The sequence below is a fragment of the Phosphitispora fastidiosa genome, from assembly GCF_019008365.1.
Taxonomy (GTDB): Bacteria; Bacillota; Thermincolia; order Thermincolales; family UBA2595; genus Phosphitispora; species Phosphitispora fastidiosa.
In genome coordinates, this window is record NZ_JAHHUL010000004.1 from 89,336 (window position 1) to 111,743 (window position 22,408).

19 protein-coding genes and 1 riboswitch are annotated in these 22,408 nt (G+C 47.0%); all 19 genes read right to left on the minus strand.

The window, feature by feature from the left end:
• Positions 1-115: 115 nt before the first annotated feature.
• On the minus strand, positions 116-349 hold the full coding sequence (gene secG / locus Ga0451573_RS05770; RefSeq protein WP_231683103.1) for a preprotein translocase subunit SecG: 234 nt from the start codon (positions 347-349) through the stop codon (positions 116-118).
• A 120-nt stretch (positions 350-469) separates the two neighbouring features.
• On the minus strand, positions 470-2,584 hold the full coding sequence (locus Ga0451573_RS05775; protein WP_231682934.1) for a sodium-translocating pyrophosphatase: 2,115 nt from the start codon (positions 2,582-2,584) through the stop codon (positions 470-472).
• A 316-nt stretch (positions 2,585-2,900) separates the two neighbouring features.
• Positions 2,901-4,187 (minus strand): phosphopyruvate hydratase, encoded by a 1,287-nt coding sequence (eno, locus tag Ga0451573_RS05780; RefSeq protein ID WP_231682935.1) that lies wholly within the window; start codon positions 4,185-4,187, stop codon positions 2,901-2,903.
• Positions 4,188-4,239: 52 nt separating this feature from the next.
• The gene (gene gpmI, locus Ga0451573_RS05785) at positions 4,240-5,787 is read right to left on the minus strand and encodes a 2,3-bisphosphoglycerate-independent phosphoglycerate mutase (protein WP_231682936.1); all 1,548 of its coding nucleotides are present in this window, start codon (positions 5,785-5,787) and stop codon (positions 4,240-4,242) included.
• Positions 5,788-5,849: 62 nt separating this feature from the next.
• A complete protein-coding gene (gene tpiA / locus Ga0451573_RS05790) occupies positions 5,850-6,605 on the minus strand; it encodes a triose-phosphate isomerase (protein ID WP_231682937.1) in 756 nt (251 codons plus the stop codon).
• A 24-nt stretch (positions 6,606-6,629) separates the two neighbouring features.
• Positions 6,630-7,823 (minus strand): phosphoglycerate kinase, encoded by a 1,194-nt coding sequence (locus tag Ga0451573_RS05795; protein ID WP_231682938.1) that lies wholly within the window; start codon positions 7,821-7,823, stop codon positions 6,630-6,632.
• A gap of 62 nt (positions 7,824-7,885) precedes the next feature.
• Positions 7,886-8,893 (minus strand): ArsJ-associated glyceraldehyde-3-phosphate dehydrogenase, encoded by a 1,008-nt coding sequence (locus Ga0451573_RS05800; protein ID WP_231682939.1) that lies wholly within the window; start codon positions 8,891-8,893, stop codon positions 7,886-7,888.
• A gap of 39 nt (positions 8,894-8,932) precedes the next feature.
• Positions 8,933-9,991: a sugar-binding transcriptional regulator gene (locus Ga0451573_RS05805; protein ID WP_231682940.1), complete on the minus strand. Its 1,059-nt coding sequence runs from the start codon at positions 9,989-9,991 to the stop codon at positions 8,933-8,935.
• Between the two features lie 216 nt (positions 9,992-10,207).
• Positions 10,208-11,644, minus strand: a complete 1,437-nt coding sequence (gene rpoN / locus Ga0451573_RS05810) for an RNA polymerase factor sigma-54 (protein WP_231682941.1) — start codon at positions 11,642-11,644, stop codon at positions 10,208-10,210.
• Positions 11,645-11,744: 100 nt separating this feature from the next.
• On the minus strand, positions 11,745-12,695 hold the full coding sequence (whiA, locus tag Ga0451573_RS05815) for a DNA-binding protein WhiA (protein ID WP_231682942.1): 951 nt from the start codon (positions 12,693-12,695) through the stop codon (positions 11,745-11,747).
• 116 nt (positions 12,696-12,811) lie between these two features.
• Positions 12,812-13,309 carry a YhcN/YlaJ family sporulation lipoprotein gene (locus Ga0451573_RS05820; RefSeq protein WP_231682943.1) on the minus strand — a complete coding sequence of 166 codons (498 nt, stop codon included), beginning with the start codon at positions 13,307-13,309 and terminating at the stop codon, positions 12,812-12,814.
• An 84-nt stretch (positions 13,310-13,393) separates the two neighbouring features.
• Positions 13,394-13,735 (minus strand): Na-translocating system protein MpsC family protein, encoded by a 342-nt coding sequence (locus Ga0451573_RS05825; RefSeq protein WP_231682944.1) that lies wholly within the window; start codon positions 13,733-13,735, stop codon positions 13,394-13,396.
• Positions 13,736-13,972: 237 nt separating this feature from the next.
• Positions 13,973-14,458 carry a chemotaxis protein CheW gene (locus Ga0451573_RS05830; protein WP_231682945.1) on the minus strand — a complete coding sequence of 162 codons (486 nt, stop codon included), beginning with the start codon at positions 14,456-14,458 and terminating at the stop codon, positions 13,973-13,975.
• 50 nt (positions 14,459-14,508) lie between these two features.
• Positions 14,509-16,362: a methyl-accepting chemotaxis protein gene (locus Ga0451573_RS05835; RefSeq protein WP_231682946.1), complete on the minus strand. Its 1,854-nt coding sequence runs from the start codon at positions 16,360-16,362 to the stop codon at positions 14,509-14,511.
• A 540-nt stretch (positions 16,363-16,902) separates the two neighbouring features.
• On the minus strand, positions 16,903-17,352 hold the full coding sequence (locus Ga0451573_RS05840; protein WP_231682947.1) for a chemotaxis protein CheW: 450 nt from the start codon (positions 17,350-17,352) through the stop codon (positions 16,903-16,905).
• Positions 17,353-17,376: 24 nt separating this feature from the next.
• A complete protein-coding gene (locus tag Ga0451573_RS05845; RefSeq protein WP_231682948.1) occupies positions 17,377-19,500 on the minus strand; it encodes a methyl-accepting chemotaxis protein in 2,124 nt (707 codons plus the stop codon).
• Positions 19,493-19,579: riboswitch (cyclic di-GMP riboswitch) on the minus strand. It overlaps the preceding gene by 8 nt.
• Positions 19,580-19,592: 13 nt before the next feature.
• Entirely contained in the window at positions 19,593-19,952 is a 360-nt protein-coding gene (locus Ga0451573_RS05850) for a Na-translocating system protein MpsC family protein (RefSeq protein ID WP_231682949.1), read from the minus strand.
• Positions 19,953-20,196: 244 nt separating this feature from the next.
• On the minus strand, positions 20,197-21,495 hold the full coding sequence (locus tag Ga0451573_RS05855; RefSeq protein WP_231682950.1) for a gluconeogenesis factor YvcK family protein: 1,299 nt from the start codon (positions 21,493-21,495) through the stop codon (positions 20,197-20,199).
• Positions 21,496-21,498: 3 nt separating this feature from the next.
• The gene (gene rapZ / locus Ga0451573_RS05860; RefSeq protein ID WP_231682951.1) at positions 21,499-22,377 is read right to left on the minus strand and encodes an RNase adapter RapZ; all 879 of its coding nucleotides are present in this window, start codon (positions 22,375-22,377) and stop codon (positions 21,499-21,501) included.
• Positions 22,378-22,408 lie beyond the last annotated feature (31 nt).

Sequence of the window (22,408 nt, forward strand, 5' to 3'; positions counted from 1 at the left end):
ATTTTCACTGGGCAAAGCCGATAGAATTCTATTCTGTAAAAGAATAAAGAGCCGGCATCTAAGACCCGCTCTGTATATCCCCATATGTGCGTGAATTTTTTGTTGGAGTTTCCTGCTAATCCACCAGACTTGTACTTAACAATAGTGATGTAAGCAAAAACCCTACAGCAAAACCGGTAGACAGTTTACTCAGGAAAGCATCCATACCCTTTTTCTTGCCAAAAAACGTTTCGGCACCACCGGCAATGGCTCCTGATAGACCAGCGCTCTTACCGGACTGCAGCAGTATGGTAGCTATAACTCCAATAGCAAGTGCAATATGGACTATGGAAATAAAAATTTTCACTATCGACACCTCCTGAAAACTAACATATAAATTTTAGCATATTTTGTCCCCCAAAGCAACAAAAAATACGCAAACAAAAAGGGTGCCGGACGCTCCGACACCCAACTCATCAATTATAGATTCTTAGAACAGGCCTCCGAAAACGTTGTATTGAGCTACAACAGGAGCCAGGATAAGGGAAATAGTACCCATAACCTTGATCAGCGGGTTCATAGCAGGACCTGCAGTGTCCTTGAAGGGGTCACCCACAGTATCACCAACAACGGCAGCCTTGTGAGCATCACTGCCTTTTCCACCGAGTTTTCCTGTTTCGATATACTTCTTGGCATTATCCCATGCGCCTCCGGCATTGGCCATAAACAGAGCCATCAGAACACCTGACGCCGTGCCGCCTGCCAGTACTGCACCGAGAGCAAGCGGGCCAAGAAGGAAGCCAACTACTACCGGAGTGCCAATAGCTACAAAACCGGGAGCAACCATCTGCTTGATAGCGGCACGTGTACTGATATCCACACAAGCTGCATAATCAGGCTTGCCTGTACCTTCCATAATCCCGGGGATTTCACGGAACTGGCGGCGCACTTCTTCAATCATTTCAAAAGCGGCTTTACCGACAGCTTCCATAGCGAAGGAAGCAACCAGGAAGGGCACGGTCGCCCCAAGGAATAAGCCTATGATAACAATCGGGTTAAGAATATCAATACCCGTTTCAGCCAGACCCGCAGACTCCGCATAAGCGGTAAACAAGGCCAGCGCTGTCAGGGCAGCGGAACCGATTGCAAAGCCTTTGGCAACAGCAGCAGTGGTGTTACCTACGGCATCAAGCTTATCAGTATTTCTCCGTACTTCAGGACCAAGCTCTGCCATTTCTGCAATACCACCGGCGTTGTCAGCAACAGGGCCGAACGAGTCAATAGCAACAACCATACCGGCTGTTGACAACATACCCATGGCAGCCATGGCAATACCGTAGATACCAAGACCTTCCAGGCCGGCTTCAGCGAAGAAGTATGAGACCCAAATGGCAACACAAATTACAAGAATAGGATAAACAGTTGACTTCAGGCCAACAGCCAAACCCTTAATCAGGTTTGTAGCAGCGCCGGTCTCAGATGCTTCCGCAATCTCCTGTGCCGGGCGCTTATGATAAGAGGTATAAAGCTCGGTAATATAACCGATAGCAACGTTTGTTAAAAGACCGGCAATAATACCAACAAAGATTCCTATCGCAAGATCTTCAAACATAACCTGGGCAAGGAAGAAACCTGCTACGGCAGTAATAATATTAGTACCCCAAAGGCCCATGTTAAGGGCTGTCTGCGGGTTGGAATCCTCACTGCTCATTCTAACAAATGTAGTGGCGATAATAGAAGCAATAATACCGATGGCACCAATCATCAGCGGGAATAAAATCCCCTGCATCGCCAGTCCGGCATCTTTAAGCACACTGCCTCCGATAACCATTGCTGCAATACTTGTGGCAGCATATGATTCGAAAAGGTCAGCGCCCATTCCTGCGGTATCACCAACGTTGTCACCAACGTTGTCAGCGATAACGGCAGGGTTCCGCGGGTCATCTTCCGGAATCCCGGCTTCAACTTTACCAACCAGGTCAGCTCCTACGTCGGCAGCCTTGGTGTAAATACCGCCGCCGATCCGGGCAAAGAGCGCAACAGCACTGGCGCCAAAGGCGAAGCTGTTAATAACTGCAGGAACTTTGAAAGCCAGGTACAGTCCGGAAACACCGGCCAGACCTAGACCGGCAACAGACAGACCCATAACGGCTCCGGCGCGGAAGGCAATGGTCAGCGCCTTACGGATACCGGTTCTGGCAGCATTTGTGGTTCTGGCATTTGATTTGGTTGTACTTACCATACCGGCATACCCGGCAAAAGCGGAAGCCACCGCACCAACCAGGAAGGATACCGGCAGGGCCAGTTTACCGGACAGTCCCTGCACCTGTGCAGCAGCTGCGGGATCACCATGAGTAAACAGTTCAACAGGAACAAAGAATAGTACAATAAAGATAATAACAACAATCGGCGCCAGAGTTTTGTACTGGCGGTTCAGGAATGCCATGGCGCCTTCAAAAATAGCGTCAGACAGTTCCTTCATCCTTGGGGTTCCCATGTCCTCCTTCAGCACGTTTCCCAGGAACAGAAACGCAACTATCAGGGAAATGATACCTGCTCCAAAAGACAGCCATGCCAAAGTAATATCAGGATTACTAAAACTCATTGGACACTCTCACTCTCCTCTTCCCAAATTTTTTGGTTTTCTTGGCGGGATCTCTCTCTCTATCACCCAACACCACAAAGGTTCCTGGTCAGCAACCGGAACCAGAATATGTAGTTCCATCACCCCCCAACCAGGTAACCCATGATGGTCAATTATACCATATGATGGACAAAAATACAATAATAATCAGGGGTAATATAGTGAAGATTCAAAACCTTTTGACATGTACAAGTCCGCTTTTTATTATTGTATGGAGACATACCGGCAATATGACAAATTCGCTCAAAAAGCCGGTTAATCCGAGCAAAAATTCATCTTAATCTTTGATATTATAGAACGCCTTCCTGCCGCCATAACCGGCAATGTCAGCCAGTTCTTCCTCAATTCTCAGGAGTTGGTTGTATTTGGCCACCCGGTCGGTCCTGGACGGCGCCCCTGTCTTGATCTGACCCGTATTGGCAGCAACTGCGATATCTGCAATAGTGGCATCCTCGGTCTCCCCGGAACGATGTGAAACAACCGCTGTATACCCGGCACGCTTGGCCATTTCAATAGCATCAAAGGTCTCGGTGAGAGTGCCTATCTGGTTTACTTTAACAAGAATTGAGTTGGCTGTACTTGTCTCAATCCCCCTTGCCAGGCGTTCAGTGTTGGTCACAAAAAGGTCGTCACCAACCAGCTGAACCTTTTTCCCCAACCGGGTGGTCAGCTTCTGCCAGCCTTCCCAGTCATCTTCAGAAAGCCCGTCTTCGATAGATATAATTGGATACTTGCCGGAAAGCTCCTCGTAAAAGTCAATCATTTCATCTGCTGTCTTGACCTTACCCTCTCCCTCAAGATGGTATTTTCCGTCCTTATACAGCTCTGTTGCCGCAACATCCAGGGCCAGCATGATATCTTCCCCAGGTTTGTACCCCGCCTTGGTAACCGCATCCATAATCACTTGAAGCGCCTCTTCATTAGACTTGAGGTTTGGCGCAAAACCGCCTTCATCTCCTACCGCCGTATTTAGCCCTTTGCTTTTAAGTACACTTCTCAGGTTGTGGAAAATCTCGGCACACATCCTCAGGGCTTCTGCAAAGTCAGGCGCTCCCACGGGCATAACCATAAACTCCTGAATATCAACATTATTGTCTGCATGCTTGCCACCATTGAGGATATTCATCATGGGGACCGGCAGCATCTTGGCATTAATGCCTCCCAGGTACTTATAAAGGGGCATTTCAAGACTTTTAGCTGCGGCTTTGGCAACCGCCATAGATACTCCCAGAATGGCATTAGCTCCCAAATTTCCTTTGTTTGGAGTTCCATCCAGGTCAATCATGGTCCGGTCAATCTCAACCTGATCCAGGGCATCCAGCCCGATAAGTTCGGGGGCGATAGCAGTATTCACATTTTCGACAGCCTTCAAGACTCCCTTGCCCAGATAGCGTTCCTTGTCGCCATCCCTGAGTTCAACCGCCTCGTATGCCCCGGTTGAAGCCCCTGACGGCACAGCTGCCCTGCCCATGGTGCCGTCTTCCAGAAATACTTCCACTTCCACTGTGGGGTTGCCGCGGGAGTCCAGAATTTCCCGGGCACAAACATCAGCAATAATCGTCATTCTCAAAACCTCCATTTCAATAGTGCCTGCTAACTGATTTCAATAGTGCCTGCTAACTGATTAACGGTTTTCCCGTCATTTCCGCGGGTTTCTCTATGCTAAGCAGCCGTAAAAGTGTCGGGGCCACATCCTCAAGCCTGCCCGCCTCCATCACAGCATTTGGACTGCCATTGTCAACATAAATTAGAGGAACCCTGTTTATGGTATGGGCCGTATGCGGCTGGTCTGAGTCCGCAGCACTCATTTGTTCTACGTTCCCGTGGTCTGCTGTAATAAGGACAATTCCGTTTTTCTTTTTTACTCTTTCAACTATTCTGGACATGCAGTCATCTATTACCTCAACTGCCTTTACTGCAGCATCCATAACACCTGTATGGCCAACCATATCGGGGTTGGCAAAATTAAGTATGATAACATCATGTTTGTCAGCGTCAATTTCTTTGAGGACCGCCTCAGTAACCTCATAAGCGCTCATTTCCGGCTTGAGGTCATAAGTCGGCACCTTGGGCGAAGGAATTAAAATCCTCTCTTCCCCCGGGTTTGGCGGCTCAACTCCACCGTTAAAAAAGAATGTAACATGAGCATACTTTTCGGTCTCCGCGATTCTGAGCTGCCTGATTCCTTTTTTGCCCAGGTATTCACCCAGTGTATTTTCCAGGACCTGAGGCTTAAAAGCAACCGGAGCATTTATTGTCTTGTCATACTGAGTCAAACACACATAATGCACCTTCGGGTAATCCTGTTTCCTTGCGAAGCCTGAAAAATCGTCGTCAACAAATGCCCGTGTAATCTCCCTGGCCCTATCGGGCCGAAAATTATAGAAGACAACCGAATCACCGTCTCTTATAGTGGCAACCGGTTCCCCAGTCTGCTTGATAATCACCACCGGAACTACGAATTCATCTGTTTCGCCTTTTTCATAAGACTGGGCAACTGCCCCCGATGGCAGGGTTGCCATTATACCCTCTCCATAAACCATCGCATAATATGCCTTCTCAACCCTTTCCCACCTCTTGTCCCTGTCCATGGCATAATAACGTCCCATTACAGTGGCAATGGCGCCCAGGCCGAGTTCGGCAAACTTATTTTGCAGGGCATCGATATACTCCCTGGCGTTTGCCGGGGGAACATCCCGTCCATCAAGAACGGCATGGACATAAACCCTCTGCAGCCCGTGCTGTTTTGCCAGTTCCAGAAGGGCATAAAGGTGTTTAATATGACTGTGAACCCCTCCGTCAGAAAGTAAGCCCACCAGATGCAGGGCATTGTCATTGTCCCTGACTCTATTGACAGCCTCCTGGAGCACCTCATTGGTAAAAAAGTCTCCTTCACGAATGGCCTTCGAAATGCGAGTAAAATCCTGGTATACTACCCGCCCGGCCCCTATATTCAGGTGTCCCACTTCGGAGTTGCCCATCTGTCCGTCAGGCAGCCCCACATCTTCACCGCTTGCTCCCAACAGAGTATGGGGATATGTATTGAGCAGCCCATCATAATAAGGAGTATTGGCATGTGTGACAGCATTTCCCTTTTCTTTCTCACTTATTCCCCATCCGTCCAAAATCATTAACATCAGTGGTTTCCCAACAGCCGGCACCATACCACCTCCTTCTTAGTCACAGCCTTCTTAGTCACTGTTTCCAATACCTGCAGCAGTCGTCTTTACTTCTGAAAGTTTACTATCGACGCAAAAACTTTTGCATCAAGGCTGGCTCCGCCAACCAATGCGCCGTCAATATCAGGCTGCTGCATCAGGCCGGATATGTTTTCCGGCTTAACACTGCCTCCATACAGGATGCGTACCCTATCGGCGGCATCTTTCCCATACATTCCGGTGAGTACCTGCCTGATAAATTGGATTACCTTTTGGGCATCCTCATCTGAAGCAGTTTTTCCGGTACCGATAGCCCAGACAGGCTCATAAGCAACAACCAGGCCTGCCGCCTGTTCCTTATCAAGTCCAGACAGACCGGTTTCAACCTGTTTGCGAATAACCTCTTCTGTTGTTCCTTTTTCCCGGTCCTCCAGTTTTTCCCCTACACAAACTATGGGTATAAGGTCAAACCTAAGTGCAGCCCGGAGCTTTTTGCTGACCGACTCATCTGTTTCTCCGAAATACTCCCGGCGTTCCGAATGACCGATGATAACATAACTGCAGCCCATATCCTGCAGCATTGCCGGAGACACCTCACCGGTAAAGGCTCCCTCTTCTTCCCAGTACATGTTCTGGGCGCCGAAAGAAATTTTAGACCCTGCACCGGCTTCTATCACCGCATCCAGCGCTATAAAGGGCGGACATACTACCACCTCTGTGTCTGTCACCTCGTCAGCCAGCATTCCCAATTCACTGACCAGTAAAATCGCCTCTTCAACGGTTTTATTCATTTTCCAGTTACCGGCCATGATAGGTTTACGCAAACCTGCCACCTCCTTAATCTCTGTTTACATAACTGCCACTTTTTCCAGGGCCTTGATCCCCGGCAGTTCCTTGCCTTCCAAAAACTCCAGTGATGCCCCGCCGCCTGTTGATATATGGCTGATTTTTTCAGCTACCCCCATCTTCCTGACTGCGGCAACCGAGTCCCCGCCGCCGACTATTGACGTGCCGGCAGATTCGCCGACTGCCTTGGCCACAGCTTCTGTGCCTCTGGCAAAGGACGCCATCTCAAAGACTCCCATAGGCCCGTTCCAGACAATGGTACCGGCCTCTCTTGCGGCACCAGCAAATATCCTGGCCGTCTCAGGTCCAATATCCACTGCAGCCCAATCACCCGGAACCCCGTCTTTGCTTACAACCTTGTGGGGTGAATCCGGTGAAACGCTTTCCGCCGCTACCAGGTCAACCGGAAGCAGCAGCTTAATATTTTTTGCTCCAGCCTTTTCTATGGTCTCCCTGGCCAGGGCAACCTTGTCTTCCTCTACCAGGGAATTCCCCATGTCATAGCCTTGGGCTTTCAAAAAGGTATTAGCCATACCCCCTCCGATTATCAGGGTGTCCACCTTATCAAGGAGATTCTCAATAACACCAATCTTGTCCGATACCTTTGCCCCTCCAATGATGGCAGTAAATGGCCTGACCGGATTCCGCACAGCCTGGCCCAGGTACTCCACTTCCTTTTCCATCAGGAAGCCCGCACCCGCAGGAAGCAGCCCTGCAATGCCTGCAGTTGAAGCATGAGCCCTGTGAGCTGTCCCAAAAGCGTCATTTACGAATATATCAGCCAACGCTGCCAGCTCCCTGACAAACTCAGGGTCATTTTTCTCCTCACCGGCATGAAACCTAAGATTCTCCAGAAGCACGACATCCCCGTTATTCATTTTGGCGACAGCCTTTTGCGGTTCTTCACCGATACAGTCCCGGGTAAAAACTACCTTTTGGCCCAGGATTTCTTCAAGTCTCTTGGCTGCAGGGGCCAGAGAATACTTCTCTGTTACCTGGCCCTTTGGCCGTCCCAGGTGAGAAGCCAGGATAACCTTGGCTCCATGCTCTGTAAGATATTTTATAGTAGGGACAGCAGCTCTTATCCTGGTATCGTCTGTGATAGCCCTGGCTTCATCGAGAGGTACGTTAAAGTCTACTCTGACAAATACTCTCTTCCCTTTTACATTCATTTCCCTGATGGTATTAACCTGCATAAAACATCCCGCCTCCCTGCTCCCGACTAAATTTTCCCAGCATAGCAACCCTTTTAAATCCTTTACAAACCTTTGCCGGTAATGAAACCAATAAGGTCTACTACCCTGTTGGAGTAACCCCATTCGTTATCATACCAGGACAGCACCTTCACCATATTACCCTCTATTACCATTGTAGAAAGGGCATCAACAATTGAAGAATGCGGGTTACCGTTAAAATCTTTGGATACCAAAGGCTCTTCACAATATTGAAGTATTCCTTTAAGTTCATTTTCGGATGCAGCTTTAAAAGCCGCATTAACTTCTTCTGCACTGGTTGGCTTGGCAACCTCGGCAACCAGATCTACACATGAAACATTGGGGGTTGGCACCCTGATGGCAAAGCCGTTCAGCTTACCTTTTAATTCCGGCAGGACCAGAGCCACTGCCTTGGCAGCTCCTGTGGTAGTAGGAATCATCGACATTCCGGCTGCCCTTGCCCTGCGGAGGTCTTTATGCGGAAGGTCCAGAATCTGCTGGTCATTTGTATAAGCATGGATAGTTGTCATCAAGCCCTTGACAATCCCAAATTTCTCGTGCAGAACCTTGGCAAAAGGTGCCAGGCAGTTGGTAGTACAGGAGGCATTCGAAATGATATGATGATTTGCCGGATCATACTTTTCATCATTAACACCCATCACTATGGTGATATCCTCTTCTTTTCCCGGTGCCGAAATTACAACTTTGGCAGCTCCTGCCTCAAGATGCTTGGCTGCATCGGCACGCTTGGTGAATCTCCCTGTTGATTCTACAACAACCTGAACCCCAAATTTCTTCCAGGGCAGCTGGGCAGGGTCTTTCTCAGCTGTAACCTTGATTTCCCTGCCATTGACAATAATCGCCCCATCCCCGGCTTTGACCTCGGCTTGAAATATCCCGTGTACTGAATCATATTTCAGCAGATGAGCAAGAGTTTTGGCATCTGTAAGGTCATTTACAGCAATGATATCAATTTCGGGGTTGTTAAATGCCGCTCGGAAAACCAGCCTCCCTATACGTCCAAATCCGTTAATCCCTACTTTTACACTCATATAATCTCCTCCTTTAATTTTAGCTTGTCTCCCGGAAATTTACTTTCCTTTATTTTTAAAGCTATTGCCCTTGCCATTTAATTGTTCCAGCATAGCCCTTCCGGCGCCTTCATCAGTTACCAGAACGGTTTCACTGCCGCTGGAAAAAACCGCCAGGATTGCCGCCGCCTTTTTACTGCCTCCGGCAACGCCAATCACATGGTCAATCCTTTTAAGGTCATGAATACGTATACCCAGGCTGTGTATTGTCCAAATTATGGTCCCGTTTCTGGCAAAGTAATGTCCAAAAGCCTCGCCAACCGCTCCTGATTCCAGCAGCCATTTAGTCTCTTCGGCAGAATCGTCCCGGCTGACCGAGATTTCCCTGGCATTACCGATGCCATGTACAAGGATGTTTGCAGATTTAATAGTTTTGATAATTTCCTTTATATGAGGATCTTTAATTAGTGAATTCATGGCATCTTCAGTAATATTGTCCGGAACATGCAACAGTCGGTACGAAGCCTTTAACCTTTTGGCAATTTTAGCTGCGATAGAATTAGCCTGTATCTCCACTTCCTCCCCTAAGCCTCCCCGGGCAGGAACGACCAACAGGTCTCTGGGACTGTATGATACCTGTACTGCATTGGCCACTTCTCCCACTGTGGTTCCACCTGTTACTGCAATGATACTGCCTTCTTCCATTACACTAAGCAAATGCCGCGCCGCTGCCCTCCCCAGTTCCTTTTTTACGAGTTCATCCTCATCGGAATCCCCAGGAACAACAACTACCTGCTTAAGGCCCAAGCTCTCCCTCAAGCTGGTTTCAATATTCACAAGCCCCCTCAGGTCTTTGATAAAGTCCGAAAGGTCGTGAATCAGCAGTTCACCGTTATCAGTAAGTTTTACACCTGACAGATCACCTTCCAGGAGGCCCTGGCGCTTAAGAAAATCGAGTTCGGAACGGACCATTCGCTCACCCAGCCTAAGGTCATTGGCCAAAACGCGCCTGCCCACGGGCTGAGAATGAGATACATGTCGCAGTATAGTATATCTTCTTTCGATAAGTTCTATTAATTCGGGAGCTATCTTTTGCTGCAGGGTTATAATATCTGTCATAGGTTCTCCAGCCTCCAGAAGTGGGCCATTTAATGTCCCGCTACATAATTATATGTCCCGGCAAACAAAAAAAGAAGATTATTTTTTGCCCAACCGGGAATATTATTCTACATTTTAATGCAAAATCCCTTTTGCCAGCCAAAAATTCTTCCATATTTTTCTTTGCCGCTGAATTCGGGTGTCAATATTATTATTTCAATATATTCCGGACCTATTCTATTTACGATACCTTCTCCTTTTGGATGTGGGCAGAATCCCAATTTCATCCCGGTATTTAGCCACGGTACGTCTGGAAATATTGACTCCCTTGGCCTGAAGATCTTCTGCAAGCTTCTGATCACTAAGAGGCTTATGCGAATCTTCTGCTTCCACCAGTTCCCTGATTATTTTTTTTACAGCCTCTGCAGAGGTTGATGTGCCGTGAACGTTGGAAACACCGCTGGAAAAGAAAAACTTCATTTCAAACAATCCCCGAGGTGTTTGCATGTACTTGCCGGCAGCAGCCCTGCTTACGGTTGATTCATGTACCCCCAGGGTTTCAGCTACATTTCTCAGGTTCATACTTTTCAGGTGCTTTATTCCCCTGTCAAAAAAGTCCTTCTGAAAATCAACTATGCAGCGGGAAACCTTATAAAGAGTCTCCCGGCGCTGTTCAATACTCTTCATCAGCCACACGGCAGAGTTAAGCTTATCCTCTATATACTTGCGGCTTTCCTGGTCCGCATTGCTTCCCTTGACAAATTTTTTATAGGCATTACTAACTGTAAGCCGCGGTGTGGACACGTCATTAACAAGGATAATATATTCATGCTCCACCTTTTCCACAACAACATCAGGAATGATGTACCGGGTACTGTCCGTAGGTGAAAATGTCCTCCCCGGCTTTGGCTCAAGCAATTTCAGAAGATCCATCGCCTCCTGCATCTCATACAGCTGAACACCCAGCCTTTTGGCGACCTTCATGATTTTTCCGGCGGCAACTTCCTGCAGGTAATCACAGATAATCTGTTTCAATAAATCGTTTTTAAGTTCAAGCTGTGTATACTGTATCAGCAGGCACTCCTTAAGGTCCCTGGCTCCTACCCCGGGAGGTTCCATACCTTGAATAATCTGCAGAACATTTTCTGCAGTATCTGAAGGAACATTGCACTTGACCGCAGTCTCATCTGTGGAACAGTGCAGATAACCGTTATCATCAATGTTTCCGATAAAGAATTCTCCCACTGATTTTTCTTCCGCATCCAAAGGAGCGAGAGCCAGTTGAAACATCAAATACTCCTGAAGGGTGGGAACTTCTGCGATAAAATTTTCATAACGCGGAGTTTCTTCCTGACGGTTAAGAGTACACTCATTCCGGTAGCTGGTACCATCATCAAAATACTGGTCCCAGTCAATATCCACTTTTTCCATTTCATCTTTAGAATCCTGTTCGCCGGGGGTCTCGGGTTCGATATCACCCGGGGAATCAGTGGAATCAGTCGTATCCGCAGCAGTTTCGGCAATTTCCAGCAGTGGGTTCTCCACTAGTTCATTTTCGATATATTCTGTAAGTTCAACGGTTGAAAACTGGAGAATTTTTATTGCCAGTCTTAGTTCAGGGGTCATCATAAGTTTTTGTGTTTGCTCCTGGTGGAGCCCGAACCCCATACGCATAAAAGCCACTCCCTAATTTAGTATAAGTATTGTTTCTGTGAATCCCCGTTGTTTTCCTGCTTTTACGATTAATATAATACTATGCAGGCAACATATGTCCTTATTCGGCTTTCATGCTTTCCCTAATCTTTTCCGCAATTCTTTGTACTCTTCTCATCCGGTGGTTCACCCCGGATTTGCCTATTTTGGGTTTCACCGTCTCCCCCAATTCCTTGAGACTGATATCGGGATAAGTGAGGCGGTTTTCAGCTATTATCCTGAGATTGTCAGGAAGCTTGGTCAGGCCTATGACTCTGTCAATCAGCCTGATATCCTCAACCTGCCTGACAGCGGCATTGACAGTTTTGTTCAGATTTGCCGTTTCACAATTCACCAGCCGGTTAACCTGATTTCTGACATCTTTATAAATCCTGACATTTTCGAAATTTAACAAGGCCCCGTGAGCGCCCATGAGGTTAAGCAGCTTGATGATATCTTCACTGCCCTTAAGATAAACCACATCCCAGTTCTTCCTTCTATTAATTCCTGCCGCCAGGTGATACCGTTTCAGAAGTTTACATAATTCCCGACTGAAGTCTTCATCATTGACCAGAATCTCAAGATGGTAATCCCCCTCAGGATCACTCACTGAACCACCGCCGAGGAAAATTCCGCGGAGATAAGACCTCCGGCAGCATTCCTTTTTTAACAGGTCAGGTTTAATGTCATCCAAAAGCCGGCCTAAGTCATTAATCATTCCAAGGGAGCGAAGCACTGTAGACACGTCATCCTGTGTCACCAGCCTGACCAAATAGACATTGTTTTTTTTCAGTTTGTTTTTCTTTTTAATAAGAATATCAGTATGGGCCCCATAGAGACTTTTTAAATAGGTAATCAATTTGCGGGCTACCGCAGCGCTTTCAGTTATCAAATGCAGAGAAATCCGGTGCCGGCCGCTAATTTGGATTAGGCCGTCCATCTTAACCAGAGCAGCTAGTTCAGCCGTCTGACAGCATGGTTTTTGAGCCATCACCCGGGCCAGTTCATTTTTGGTATCAGTGGAAAAAGACATTTTCCGCCCCTCCGATTTATTCATAACCTATAAATAATTATAGCACACTGTTACAACATGGGACAGGCAGGGCCCAACTGCAGAGTTTTCCACAGTCAGGCCCTAAATTATCCTCACTAATCAGTTTGGGGCGTCAAACGCTGAATTATTTCCCCGATTTCATCCAGGTACTCGGTTACGGGCCTGCCATTCCTAATGTTGTCTGCCAGTTCCCTTATCCTTGCAGTAGTGTCAGGATCAGATGAAACATAAGCTCTGACAATTCGCGAATCCGCCTCTGCCTTTTCAGCAACCCTGTTCTTAATTTTGCTGATCCCCTGTTCCTGTTGGTCCTTATCAATATCAAGCCCAATCAGAACCGCATTCCCAATCACCACGGAATAAGACCTCGCCACCCCGGGGACAGACTCGGCAATCCTATTAATATCTGCAGCTATATCCCTATCCTCGGCAGGACTTCTATCCGGAGCGGGTTTAACCTCCATTTCGGGAACCCTGTCAGGTGCATCCGGTTCAGGCGGAAGCGGTTTTCTCTGGACCGCGCAGCCGCCGAATACGATTAACACCAACATCAAAGTCAAGGCCAAAAACAATTTGCCTCTTATTTTTGCCAACTAGTCTCACCTCCTCCGTGTCAGTACTAGTCTGCCTCCGGAGGGGGTTTTTATGCTTTTAGCCGGCAATGAAGGGCGCCGGCTTTATTCGAAAAACCACACCGTTATGGAACAGTCCGTTTCCGGGTTGACGTCATAATAAAATTCTTTTATTATCCTTCCTATGAGGGCTGACATTTTTTCCATCAGCGCTTCTATGTTAGTATGAACCCACCTGGCCCGGTTAAATTTGACATCAAAATATCCCTGTCCGGCTCGACTTAGTTCTTTCTCATAAGGAAGCAGGTATCCTGATACTTTAACCAGCAGGTAATGGTTATGTAAAAAAACCTCGGTATTTGCGGGCCCTTTCCCGGTACGGGTTTTTATCTCCCCGGCAATCATTGAAGCTATTGAATTCTCCAGTGTTTGTTCCCCGTTTTTCATACCATTCTGCCCCTTTAAAAACTTATTAATAACTTATAATTTTGTGACACTATTTTCGACATTCCATGGTTTATCCCCTTTATGCTCAAATTTGCCGGTTTTGATTTCCAGAAAAAAGGCCCTATGATTTCACGGGGACTTCACCCGCAGAACCATTAGGCCTTCATATATACCTTAATATTCCTTACAGCAGAAGGGCCGCTTTTTCCTATACAGGTCGCTTTGCCCCGGTATCTGTTAAACAGATACCGCACCGGGGTTGATTACCTTCTCCAGGTCCAGGATGATTACCAGCCTGTCTTCCAGTTTGGCAATCCCGGTAATGTAGTCGTCATCTACATCTGATGTTACCATTGAAGAAGGTTCCTCAATACTGTCTCCTGATATCAGGAGTACCTCGGCAACTGCATCAACCACTATTCCTACTGTACTGTCATGCACCTCAACAACAACGATGCGTGTATTACGGTCATTTTCAGCCTCATAAAAACCAAATTTCTTTCTCAGGCAGAAAACAGGGATTACTGTTCCCCTAAGATTAATCACACCTTCGGTCAGATGCCCCGTCCCGGGCAATTGGGTTGTTTCCCGATAGGTGATTATCTCCTTAATTTTATTTATGTCCACTCCGAATACCTCTGCCCCCAGTTGAAACACTACATATTGCTGCTCATCATTAATTTTCCCGCCAGTACCTGTCCTTTGAATCGCCGTATCTGTCATCAATTCAACCTCCTGTTTATGCAGTTGGGGTGTTACTGCACCAACTGCGTCTATAACGTGAAATGGGCAACCATCTGCTGAAGTTCCTGAGCCATTTTGGCCAGTTGTTCAGAAGATGCCGAAATCTCTTCCACAGATGCGTTAAGCTCTTCTGTCGAAGCTGAGACTTCCTCTGCCGCTGCCGCACTTTCTTCTGAAACGGAGGCAATGTTTTGGATGGATGAATTCACCTGTTGCGCAGATGCAGCCATCTCCTCGGTCGCTGCCGTATTCTCTTCTGTTATTGCCGCAACATTATTAACTGTCTTGGCTACCTCCTGACTTCCTTTAAGAATATCATTGATGATGCCCATTATCTGGTTAACATGTTCACTGGAGGTTTTTACCCCTGCCATAATTTCCTCAAGAGCTTTTCCAGCCTCCTGAGCCAGGATTACTCCTTCTTCAACTTCCCTGGCCCCTATTTCCATAGATTCAACGGCTGCCGTAGTCCCTTTCTGTATCCCTGTAATAAGTTCTGCTATTTCCTTGGTGGCTTTACCTGACCTTTCTGCCAGCTTGCGCACCTCGTCTGCCACCACCGCAAAACCCTTCCCGTGTTCCCCCGCACGGGCTGCCTCTATGGCAGCATTTAAAGCCAGTAAGTTGGTCTGTTCCGCAATATCATCAATCACTTCTATTATCTCACCAATTTTTTGAGACTGTTCTCCCAGTTCCCTTATCTTCAGAGCGGTATCAGAAGATGCGTCTTTAACCTTGTGCATTCCCGCAACAGTTTTCTCAACTGATTCGCCGCCACTCTCGGCAACCGTCTTGCTTTGTTCCGCAACTTTCCTAACCGTTTCCATGCCCCCGGCCATTGTATCGATTTTTTGCACCATTCCATTTACCAGTTCGGTTGAGCTTAACACATTCTTGCTCTGTTCCTGGGCGCCTGAGGCAATCTGCTCAATAGCCTGTGATACCTGTTCAACCACCTTGACTGTTTCAGTAACACTCTTTGACTGCTCACCCGCTCCGGCAGCAATCTGTTCTATGGCCTTAACCACCTGCTCGGTTGCCCTGGTGGCCTCCTCCCCGTTGGAAGACAGTTCCTCACTGGTTGCCGCCACGGACTGGGAGGAAGAACTAATTTGATTAATCATATCTCTCAGGCTTTCCAGCATAGTGTTGAAGGCCATTGTCATCTGTCCGACCTCATCACTGGTAGTTGCCCGGACTTTCTCCACACTAAGGTCCCCGTCGGCAACCCTGGCAAGGGCAGCAGACAATGCCACAACAGGCCTGGATATGCTACGGCTGAGGTACAATCCGGTGCCGATACTTAGCAGTGCTGCCAAGACCGAGACTACTATGCTTATTATTTGGGTCCTTTCAGCCCGTTGGGCCTCAGCGAGAATTCCGTCCTGACTGGCTTGTTCATTGAGCTTAACAAATTCGTCTCCCAATGTCTCCAGTTCGGCAAATATCTTGCCCGCTTCATCTGTATACGGGGTTACTTCATTTTCACGACCGGAATCAATAAGGATTTTAACCTGTGCACAAATATCTTCATATCGTTTCTGCAAATCAACCATCTTGGCCAGTGTTTCGGCACCCTGCTTTGTAGTCATCTCTTTTTTGATATTTTCTTCTGCTAACCCTACCTTTTCCCCATATTCAATGAATTTATCATACCAAGTGCTGTTCTTGGTTATCATATATCCCCTGAAACTGTAACCCTGGCTCGTAATATAGTATCTCATCCTTTCGATATTGGAAGTAAGCTCCAATCGCTTATTAATAAGTGCGGTAAAGCTCTGCTGCCCGCTTTGCATGCCGCTGATACCCAGATATGCAACTACTGTCAGAAGAATTAGCGCCACCAGGTAACCGGCAAGAATCTTGTAGCTAATCTTTTTCATAAGATCGCCTCCTGTTTGTACAACTTAGTGTTAATGGTGAAAAATATTCCGGTAAAGTTGCCAAAATACGATTACACAGCACAATTCTGTCAACATCATGTGAGTTGAATAAGCCCTCCCCCCTTATATCTGATTTAAAAACAAAAACCCAACACTGAATGAAACCACCGTTCCTCTTTTGGAGGCCCACGGACGGCTAAACAGCATCAGGTCTTTTAATCCGGCTTATTTCCGGATTACTTTCACCCTCTATTTGATTTGGTATGACTTTAGACAGACAAGCAAAATATTATAATCACAAATCAAATATGTATATTATTTTATACATATTACGACATAGTTCGATATTTTCCTCCTTTTCAGGCATTATTTGTTAATAAATATTTAAAAAAGTAGCAATTTACCTTCATTTTCCTGCCGCAGGGACTCTTCCCGATAACCTAAAACAGATAACCACCCTAAGGCGGTTATCTGTTCAAAATATCGGAGATAGCGGCTTGATATATTTATGTATACTTAAACCGCGTCCGGTGCTAGACTCTAGTCAATATCAATACTAACGACTTTCTCCAGGTCAAGAACAATAACAAGTCTTTTGTCAATCTTAGCTATTCCGGTAATGAAATTTGCATCGAGTCCTGATGACAGCATGGCCGATGGCTCTTCTATCAAACTTCCGGGTATTGCCAACACCTCTGACACGCTATCCACTACTAACCCTACTGTATTATTATTTGCTTCCACCACTACAATTCGGGTATTTCCAGTCCTATCCTTTTGCGGAAAACCAAACTTTTTTCTTAGGTTAAAGATCGGGATAACATGACCTCTGAGGTTTATCACCCCTTCCACCAATTCACCGGCACCAGGTATATTAGTATATTCCTGGTAAATAATTATCTCCTTTACCCTGTTTATCTCCAAGCCAAAGACTTCCATACTCAGTCTGAACACAACATACTGTTTTCCTTCTGATGTATTGTACTCCATTACCTCACCTCCAAATCCTGCATATTACACTTTAAACTGGGCCACCATATCCTGAAGTTCCTGGGCCATTTTAGCCAGTTGTTCAGATGATGACGAAATCTCTTCCACAGAGGCATTAAGTTCCTCGGTAGAAGCGGATACTTCTTCGGAAGCGGCAGCACTTTCCTCGGAGACAGAAGCAATACTCTGCATTGCAGAATTTACCTGCTCTGCGGATGCAGCCATCTGTTCAGTTGCTGCTGTATTTTCTTCTGTTATTGCAGCGACATTGTTAACAACCTCTGAAACCTCCCGGCTGGAGGAGAGAATCTCCTTGATAAGGCTCATAATACGGTTTACCTGCTCATCTGCGGTTTCTACCCCGTCAACTATTTCTTTCAGGGAACTGCCGGCCTCTTCAGCAAGTGTAACCCCTTCCTCTACTTCCCGGGTACCTACCTGCATGGACTCTACCGCTACCTCAGTACCCTGCTGAATGCTGGTTATCAATTGAGCAATTTCCTTTGTAGCTTTACCTGACCTTTCAGCCAGTTTCCGCACTTCGTCGGCAACTACCGCAAACCCTTTTCCGTGTTCACCGGCCCTGGCAGCTTCAATAGCAGCATTCAAGGCCAGCAGGTTGGTCTGCTCGGCAATATCATCAATTACCTCGATAATTTCCCCTATCTTCTGGGACTGTTCACCTAACTCATTTATTCTTTGGGCAGTCTCAAAAACTGCTCCTTTTACCCCCAGCATACCTTTAACAGTTTTCTCCACAGCATGTCCCCCTGCAGAAGCCACTTCCCCGTTCTGCTTTGAGGAACTTTTTACCTTATCCATTCCCCGTGCCATCTGTTCAATTTTGTCGGTCATCTCATTAACCATAGACGTAGTATTAACCACACTTCTGCTCTGTTCCTGGGCGCCTGATGCTATCTGTTCGATAGCCTGAGATACCTGTTCCACAACCTTAACGGTATCAGTAACGCTTCTGGACTGTTCCCCTGCGCCCATAGCTATCTGCTCAATGGCCTTGGCAACCTGTTGAGTTGCCTTAGTAGCCTCCTCACCGTTGGAAGAAAGTTCCTCACTGGTAGCAGCAACAGATTCACTGGTGGTATTAATCCCCTGTATAAGTTCCCTGAGATTCCTGACCATTTTATTAAATGATTCTGCCAGGTCCCTGATTTCATCTCTGGATTTGACACGCAGTTCCTCTACAGTGAGATCCCCGTCAGCAAGTTTTAGGGCAACCCTGGCCATCTGGGTAACAGGTTTTGATATACTTCTGGCCATGAATACAGCCAGTAACAATCCCACCGCCAGGGCAATAAAAATGGTAATAATGCTGGTATTTCTTCCTATGTCATAAGCGCTTTTATTACTGGATACAAGTGCATCGGTTTCCTGCCTGTTTAATACGGCGAAGTCATCCAATACCTTGTTGCCGGCATCATACCTCGCCCTTGACTCACCCTCCAGAAGGGCCAGTGCCTCAGCGTTCCTACCGACAGTAACAAGTTCCATGAGGCGGGCATCAGTCTCCAGCATCTCCTTCCAGGTTGAATTGATATCAGCAAACACCTTTTTTCCATCTTCTGTTGTCACGAGACCTTCGATCTCAGAAATTTTTGCTTCAAAATCCTGAACACTTTTATCAATTTGCGTTTTATACCCCGCAGTGCTATTAACATCCCCGCGGTAAGCCGAGAAGGCGTATTGGACTATATAAATTCGGTAATCCGCGTTATAGCCGTTTAGCTCACCAACAATCCTGGTCTTGCGCATCCAGTTGTCACTTATTTCGGTGGCATTTCCGTTAATCTGGTCTGCCTGCATTATCCCCACTACCCCGATAAAAGCCGTTAAAAGCAATACAACCAGAAAACTGCCAACAAGTTTGGTACTGATTTTAAGTTTCACTAAGCCTTTTTTCTTCATTCTTCCAACCTCCCTGTAAATTAGTACAGCCTTTTCTGCAGAGTAATCCGTTACTCTGGAACGTCTGCTCACCTCCCGCCAAACTGATTTATACCTATCAAAAATAGCAAAAGACATCCATAGATACCATGCAGTCCGTTTTTCGGACCGATTGGAACCATAGATGTCAACTGAGAATTTCAGCCATTCAGGCTGCGCTTCCCAAAATATAAGCCTTTCCGCCAAGCAGTTATCCTCCAGGAGATGACTGCCTTAGACCCTTGGCTTTGTGCCCCTGCCTTTAGCAGGTTTACCTTTTTCAAGCATTTTATTTACTTTTAAAATGGTTCGTCCAGTATTAACACATTTATCGCGAAATTTGCCGGCACATCTATTTCATATAAATGCCTTATTATTTTACAGCCCAGTACATTCTCCACTCTTTGTTCCACTTCTTCTTTCATACATTCAAATACTGCCTGCCGGTATGCTTTAACAAGACCGGCCTTTTGTGGCTGCTGTCCTATCAGTTGGATTTCGGAAGCTCGCAGGAAACAAAAAAGTTCAATAACTACAACATCACCCGCAATACGCAACCTGACTTTCTCAGGACCCTTTCCAAACAGTTCCTTACAGATCTTTTTGGTTTCACTCAACAGTATATGTCGGGCATAAGTGCAGTCAGGTCGGTTTGACACCAGATCTCCTCCACGTCTTCCGGGGTGGCCGGCGCAGGCAACACCTTCTTAAAAAAAACAAAAGACATCCCTGTACCATACAGTATCGGTACCGGATGGTACTAACAGATGCCGGAACAAGAGATCCTACTCTCAATAGTAGGCGCTCCTACTTAATTATGACTCAAAGCTCGTGTTTGTTTTTTCGACAAAACGCGTCTAATTCCCTTCTTTTTTCAAAAAAAATGTCGTGTTTTAGTAATGTCTACATTCCTTTTACCTTCTGCTTTACCAGGAAAAAGCCCTGCAGCAGGGATTTCTCCTGACCCAGTCCTAACTTACCGACAAGGCCCATCACCGATTCTGCCAGTTTTACCGGGTCATGCCGCACCAAGTCACTCTCAAAAACCAGGTCCTCTTTAACAGGCTTTACTTTCATTTCTTCTATCTGCCGCAGGTCAGCCTTAACCGGCACCGCGCCGTCCCTTTGATATTTTCGCAGCAGCTTCCGGGGAATTTCCTGGACATTGACAATAGCATAATCAATCAATCCTGACCCGGCATGGCGGTGAATCGCCCTAATATGGTCCGCTGCCGTGTAACCTTCAGTTTCACCCGGCTGTGTCATAATATTGCAGGCATAAACCGTCACTGCCGGTGAAGCGGCTATTGCATCAGCCATGCCCCGTATCAAAAGGTTCGGGATAACACTGGTATACAGGCTTCCCGGACCCAGTATGATCAGGTCTGCATCTGCTATGGCCCGGAATGCTTCCGGGACAGGCTCACAGTCGCCAGGCTTAAGAAATACCCGTTTGATCTTTTTGCCTGTACGCGGAATCTTTGATTCACCCTCAATAATACTGCCATCCTCAAGTTCAGCACAGAGGCAGCAGTTCTTCAGGGTAGCAGGTAAAACCTGACCCCTGACAGCCAAGACCTTGCTCATCTCCCTCACTGCTGTCCCAAAATCACCCACAACCTGAGTCATCGCTGTCAGCAGCAGGTTCCCCATGCTGTGACCTGCCAGACCGTAACCATTGGAAAACCGGTGCTGAAACAGGTCTTCCATCAGGGTCTCCTTATCTGCCAGAGCAACCAAGCAATTCCTGATATCTCCCGGAGGAAGTATCCCAAATTCACCCCGGAGTTTCCCGGAGCTGCCTCCGTCATCAGCAACAGTAACAATAGCTGTAATATTGCTGGTATATTTTTTCAGGCCCCGCAGCAGCACCGACAGGCCGGTCCCTCCCCCGACTACAACGACCTTGGGACCCCGCTTAAGGTGATGCTTGCGGTAGATAAGACCGGCAACATCCTCTTCTCTCCCCGGGGCGAGCGCCTTTATTAATGAATTAAGGGTATTCCGTGTCCCTAAACACACCATAAAAGCTCCCACCGCAAGAAGGAGGAGCCCTGTTGCCAGGGGGGAGCCCTGGAGGACATGGTGCAATTTATTTGTCACCAGTATTATCCCGGCCCCAAAACAGACTGCCCCGGCAAAAGCCAGGAACATCCAACGCTTAATGCGCATACCGGGGTAAAGCCACTTCAATCTATCCATACATTACACCCCTGACGTGTTTTTCTCCAGGTCACGGTGTCTCTTGTTAACCAGGTAATTGTTGGTTTTCAGGGATTCAAACAGTTTATTGACAAGTGTAACCGAGCGGTGCTGCCCGCCGGTACAGCCAATTGCTATAACCAGGCTGGTTTTCCCTTCTTTGATGTAATGGGGAATCAGGAATTTAATCAGACCGGAAAATTTCTTCATAAAAGTCCTGCTGACAGGAGAATCGAGCACATAATCCTGAACTTCGCTGTCATTACCGCTCAGCGGTCTCAGTTCCTCAATGTAATGCGGGTTGGGCAGAAACCTGACATCAAAGACCAGGTCGGCATCCATCGGTATGCCATACTTATATCCGAAGGACATCACATTTATGTTCAGATTATGTTCCTCATTATCCCCTCCGTAAAGCAGGGTTATCTGTTCTTTAAGCTGTTTGTTGCTGAGATTGGAGGTATCTATCACTTTGCTGGCCTTGCCCTTCAATTCCTCAAGCTTCAGCCGCTCTTCCCTGATGCCTTCCAGGACCCTGCCGTGGATACCCAGGGGATGGCGTCTTCGTGATTCCTTAAACCTCCTTACCAGAGTCTCGTCAGATGCATCCAGGAATAGAATCTCGCACTTGATTCCCAGTGATTTAAGATTTTCCAGGGAATCATAAACAGCGTCAAAAAATCCCCCGCCTCTGATATCAACTACCAATGCTATCTTATTTATTTTGCCTTCTGATTGTGCACAAAGTTCGGCAAATTTGGGAATCAGGGTCGGGGGCAAGTTGTCCACACAGAAAAACCCAAGATCCTCCAGACACCATATAGCCTGGGTTTTCCCCGCTCCGGAGAGCCCAGTTACAATTACAAATTTGATATCATTCATTTCTCCACCCCATATTATCGGTTACTGACTA

What these genes read in the sequence shown, in the direction of transcription:
- Ga0451573_RS05775 (WP_231682934.1), bottom strand. Translation starts at nt 2,584, where the DNA reads ATGAGTTTTAGTAATCCTGATATTACTTTGGCATGGCTGTCTTTTGGA.
- eno (WP_231682935.1), bottom strand. Translation starts at nt 4,187, where the DNA reads ATGACGATTATTGCTGATGTTTGTGCCCGGGAAATTCTGGACTCCCGC.
- gpmI (WP_231682936.1), bottom strand. Translation starts at nt 5,787, where the DNA reads ATGGTGCCGGCTGTTGGGAAACCACTGATGTTAATGATTTTGGACGGA.
- Ga0451573_RS05795 (WP_231682938.1), bottom strand. Translation starts at nt 7,823, where the DNA reads ATGCAGGTTAATACCATCAGGGAAATGAATGTAAAAGGGAAGAGAGTA.
- Ga0451573_RS05800 (WP_231682939.1), bottom strand. Translation starts at nt 8,893, where the DNA reads ATGAGTGTAAAAGTAGGGATTAACGGATTTGGACGTATAGGGAGGCTG.
- Ga0451573_RS05805 (WP_231682940.1), bottom strand. Translation starts at nt 9,991, where the DNA reads ATGACAGATATTATAACCCTGCAGCAAAAGATAGCTCCCGAATTAATA.
- rpoN (WP_231682941.1), bottom strand. Translation starts at nt 11,644, where the DNA reads ATGCGTATGGGGTTCGGGCTCCACCAGGAGCAAACACAAAAACTTATG.
- whiA (WP_231682942.1), bottom strand. Translation starts at nt 12,695, where the DNA reads ATGTCTTTTTCCACTGATACCAAAAATGAACTGGCCCGGGTGATGGCT.
- Ga0451573_RS05825 (WP_231682944.1), bottom strand. Translation starts at nt 13,735, where the DNA reads ATGAAAAACGGGGAACAAACACTGGAGAATTCAATAGCTTCAATGATT.
- Ga0451573_RS05830 (WP_231682945.1), bottom strand. Translation starts at nt 14,458, where the DNA reads ATGACAGATACGGCGATTCAAAGGACAGGTACTGGCGGGAAAATTAAT.
- Ga0451573_RS05835 (WP_231682946.1), bottom strand. Translation starts at nt 16,362, where the DNA reads ATGAAAAAGATTAGCTACAAGATTCTTGCCGGTTACCTGGTGGCGCTA.
- Ga0451573_RS05840 (WP_231682947.1), bottom strand. Translation starts at nt 17,352, where the DNA reads ATGGAGTACAATACATCAGAAGGAAAACAGTATGTTGTGTTCAGACTG.
- Ga0451573_RS05855 (WP_231682950.1), bottom strand. Translation starts at nt 21,495, where the DNA reads ATGGATAGATTGAAGTGGCTTTACCCCGGTATGCGCATTAAGCGTTGG.
- rapZ (WP_231682951.1), bottom strand. Translation starts at nt 22,377, where the DNA reads ATGAATGATATCAAATTTGTAATTGTAACTGGGCTCTCCGGAGCGGGG.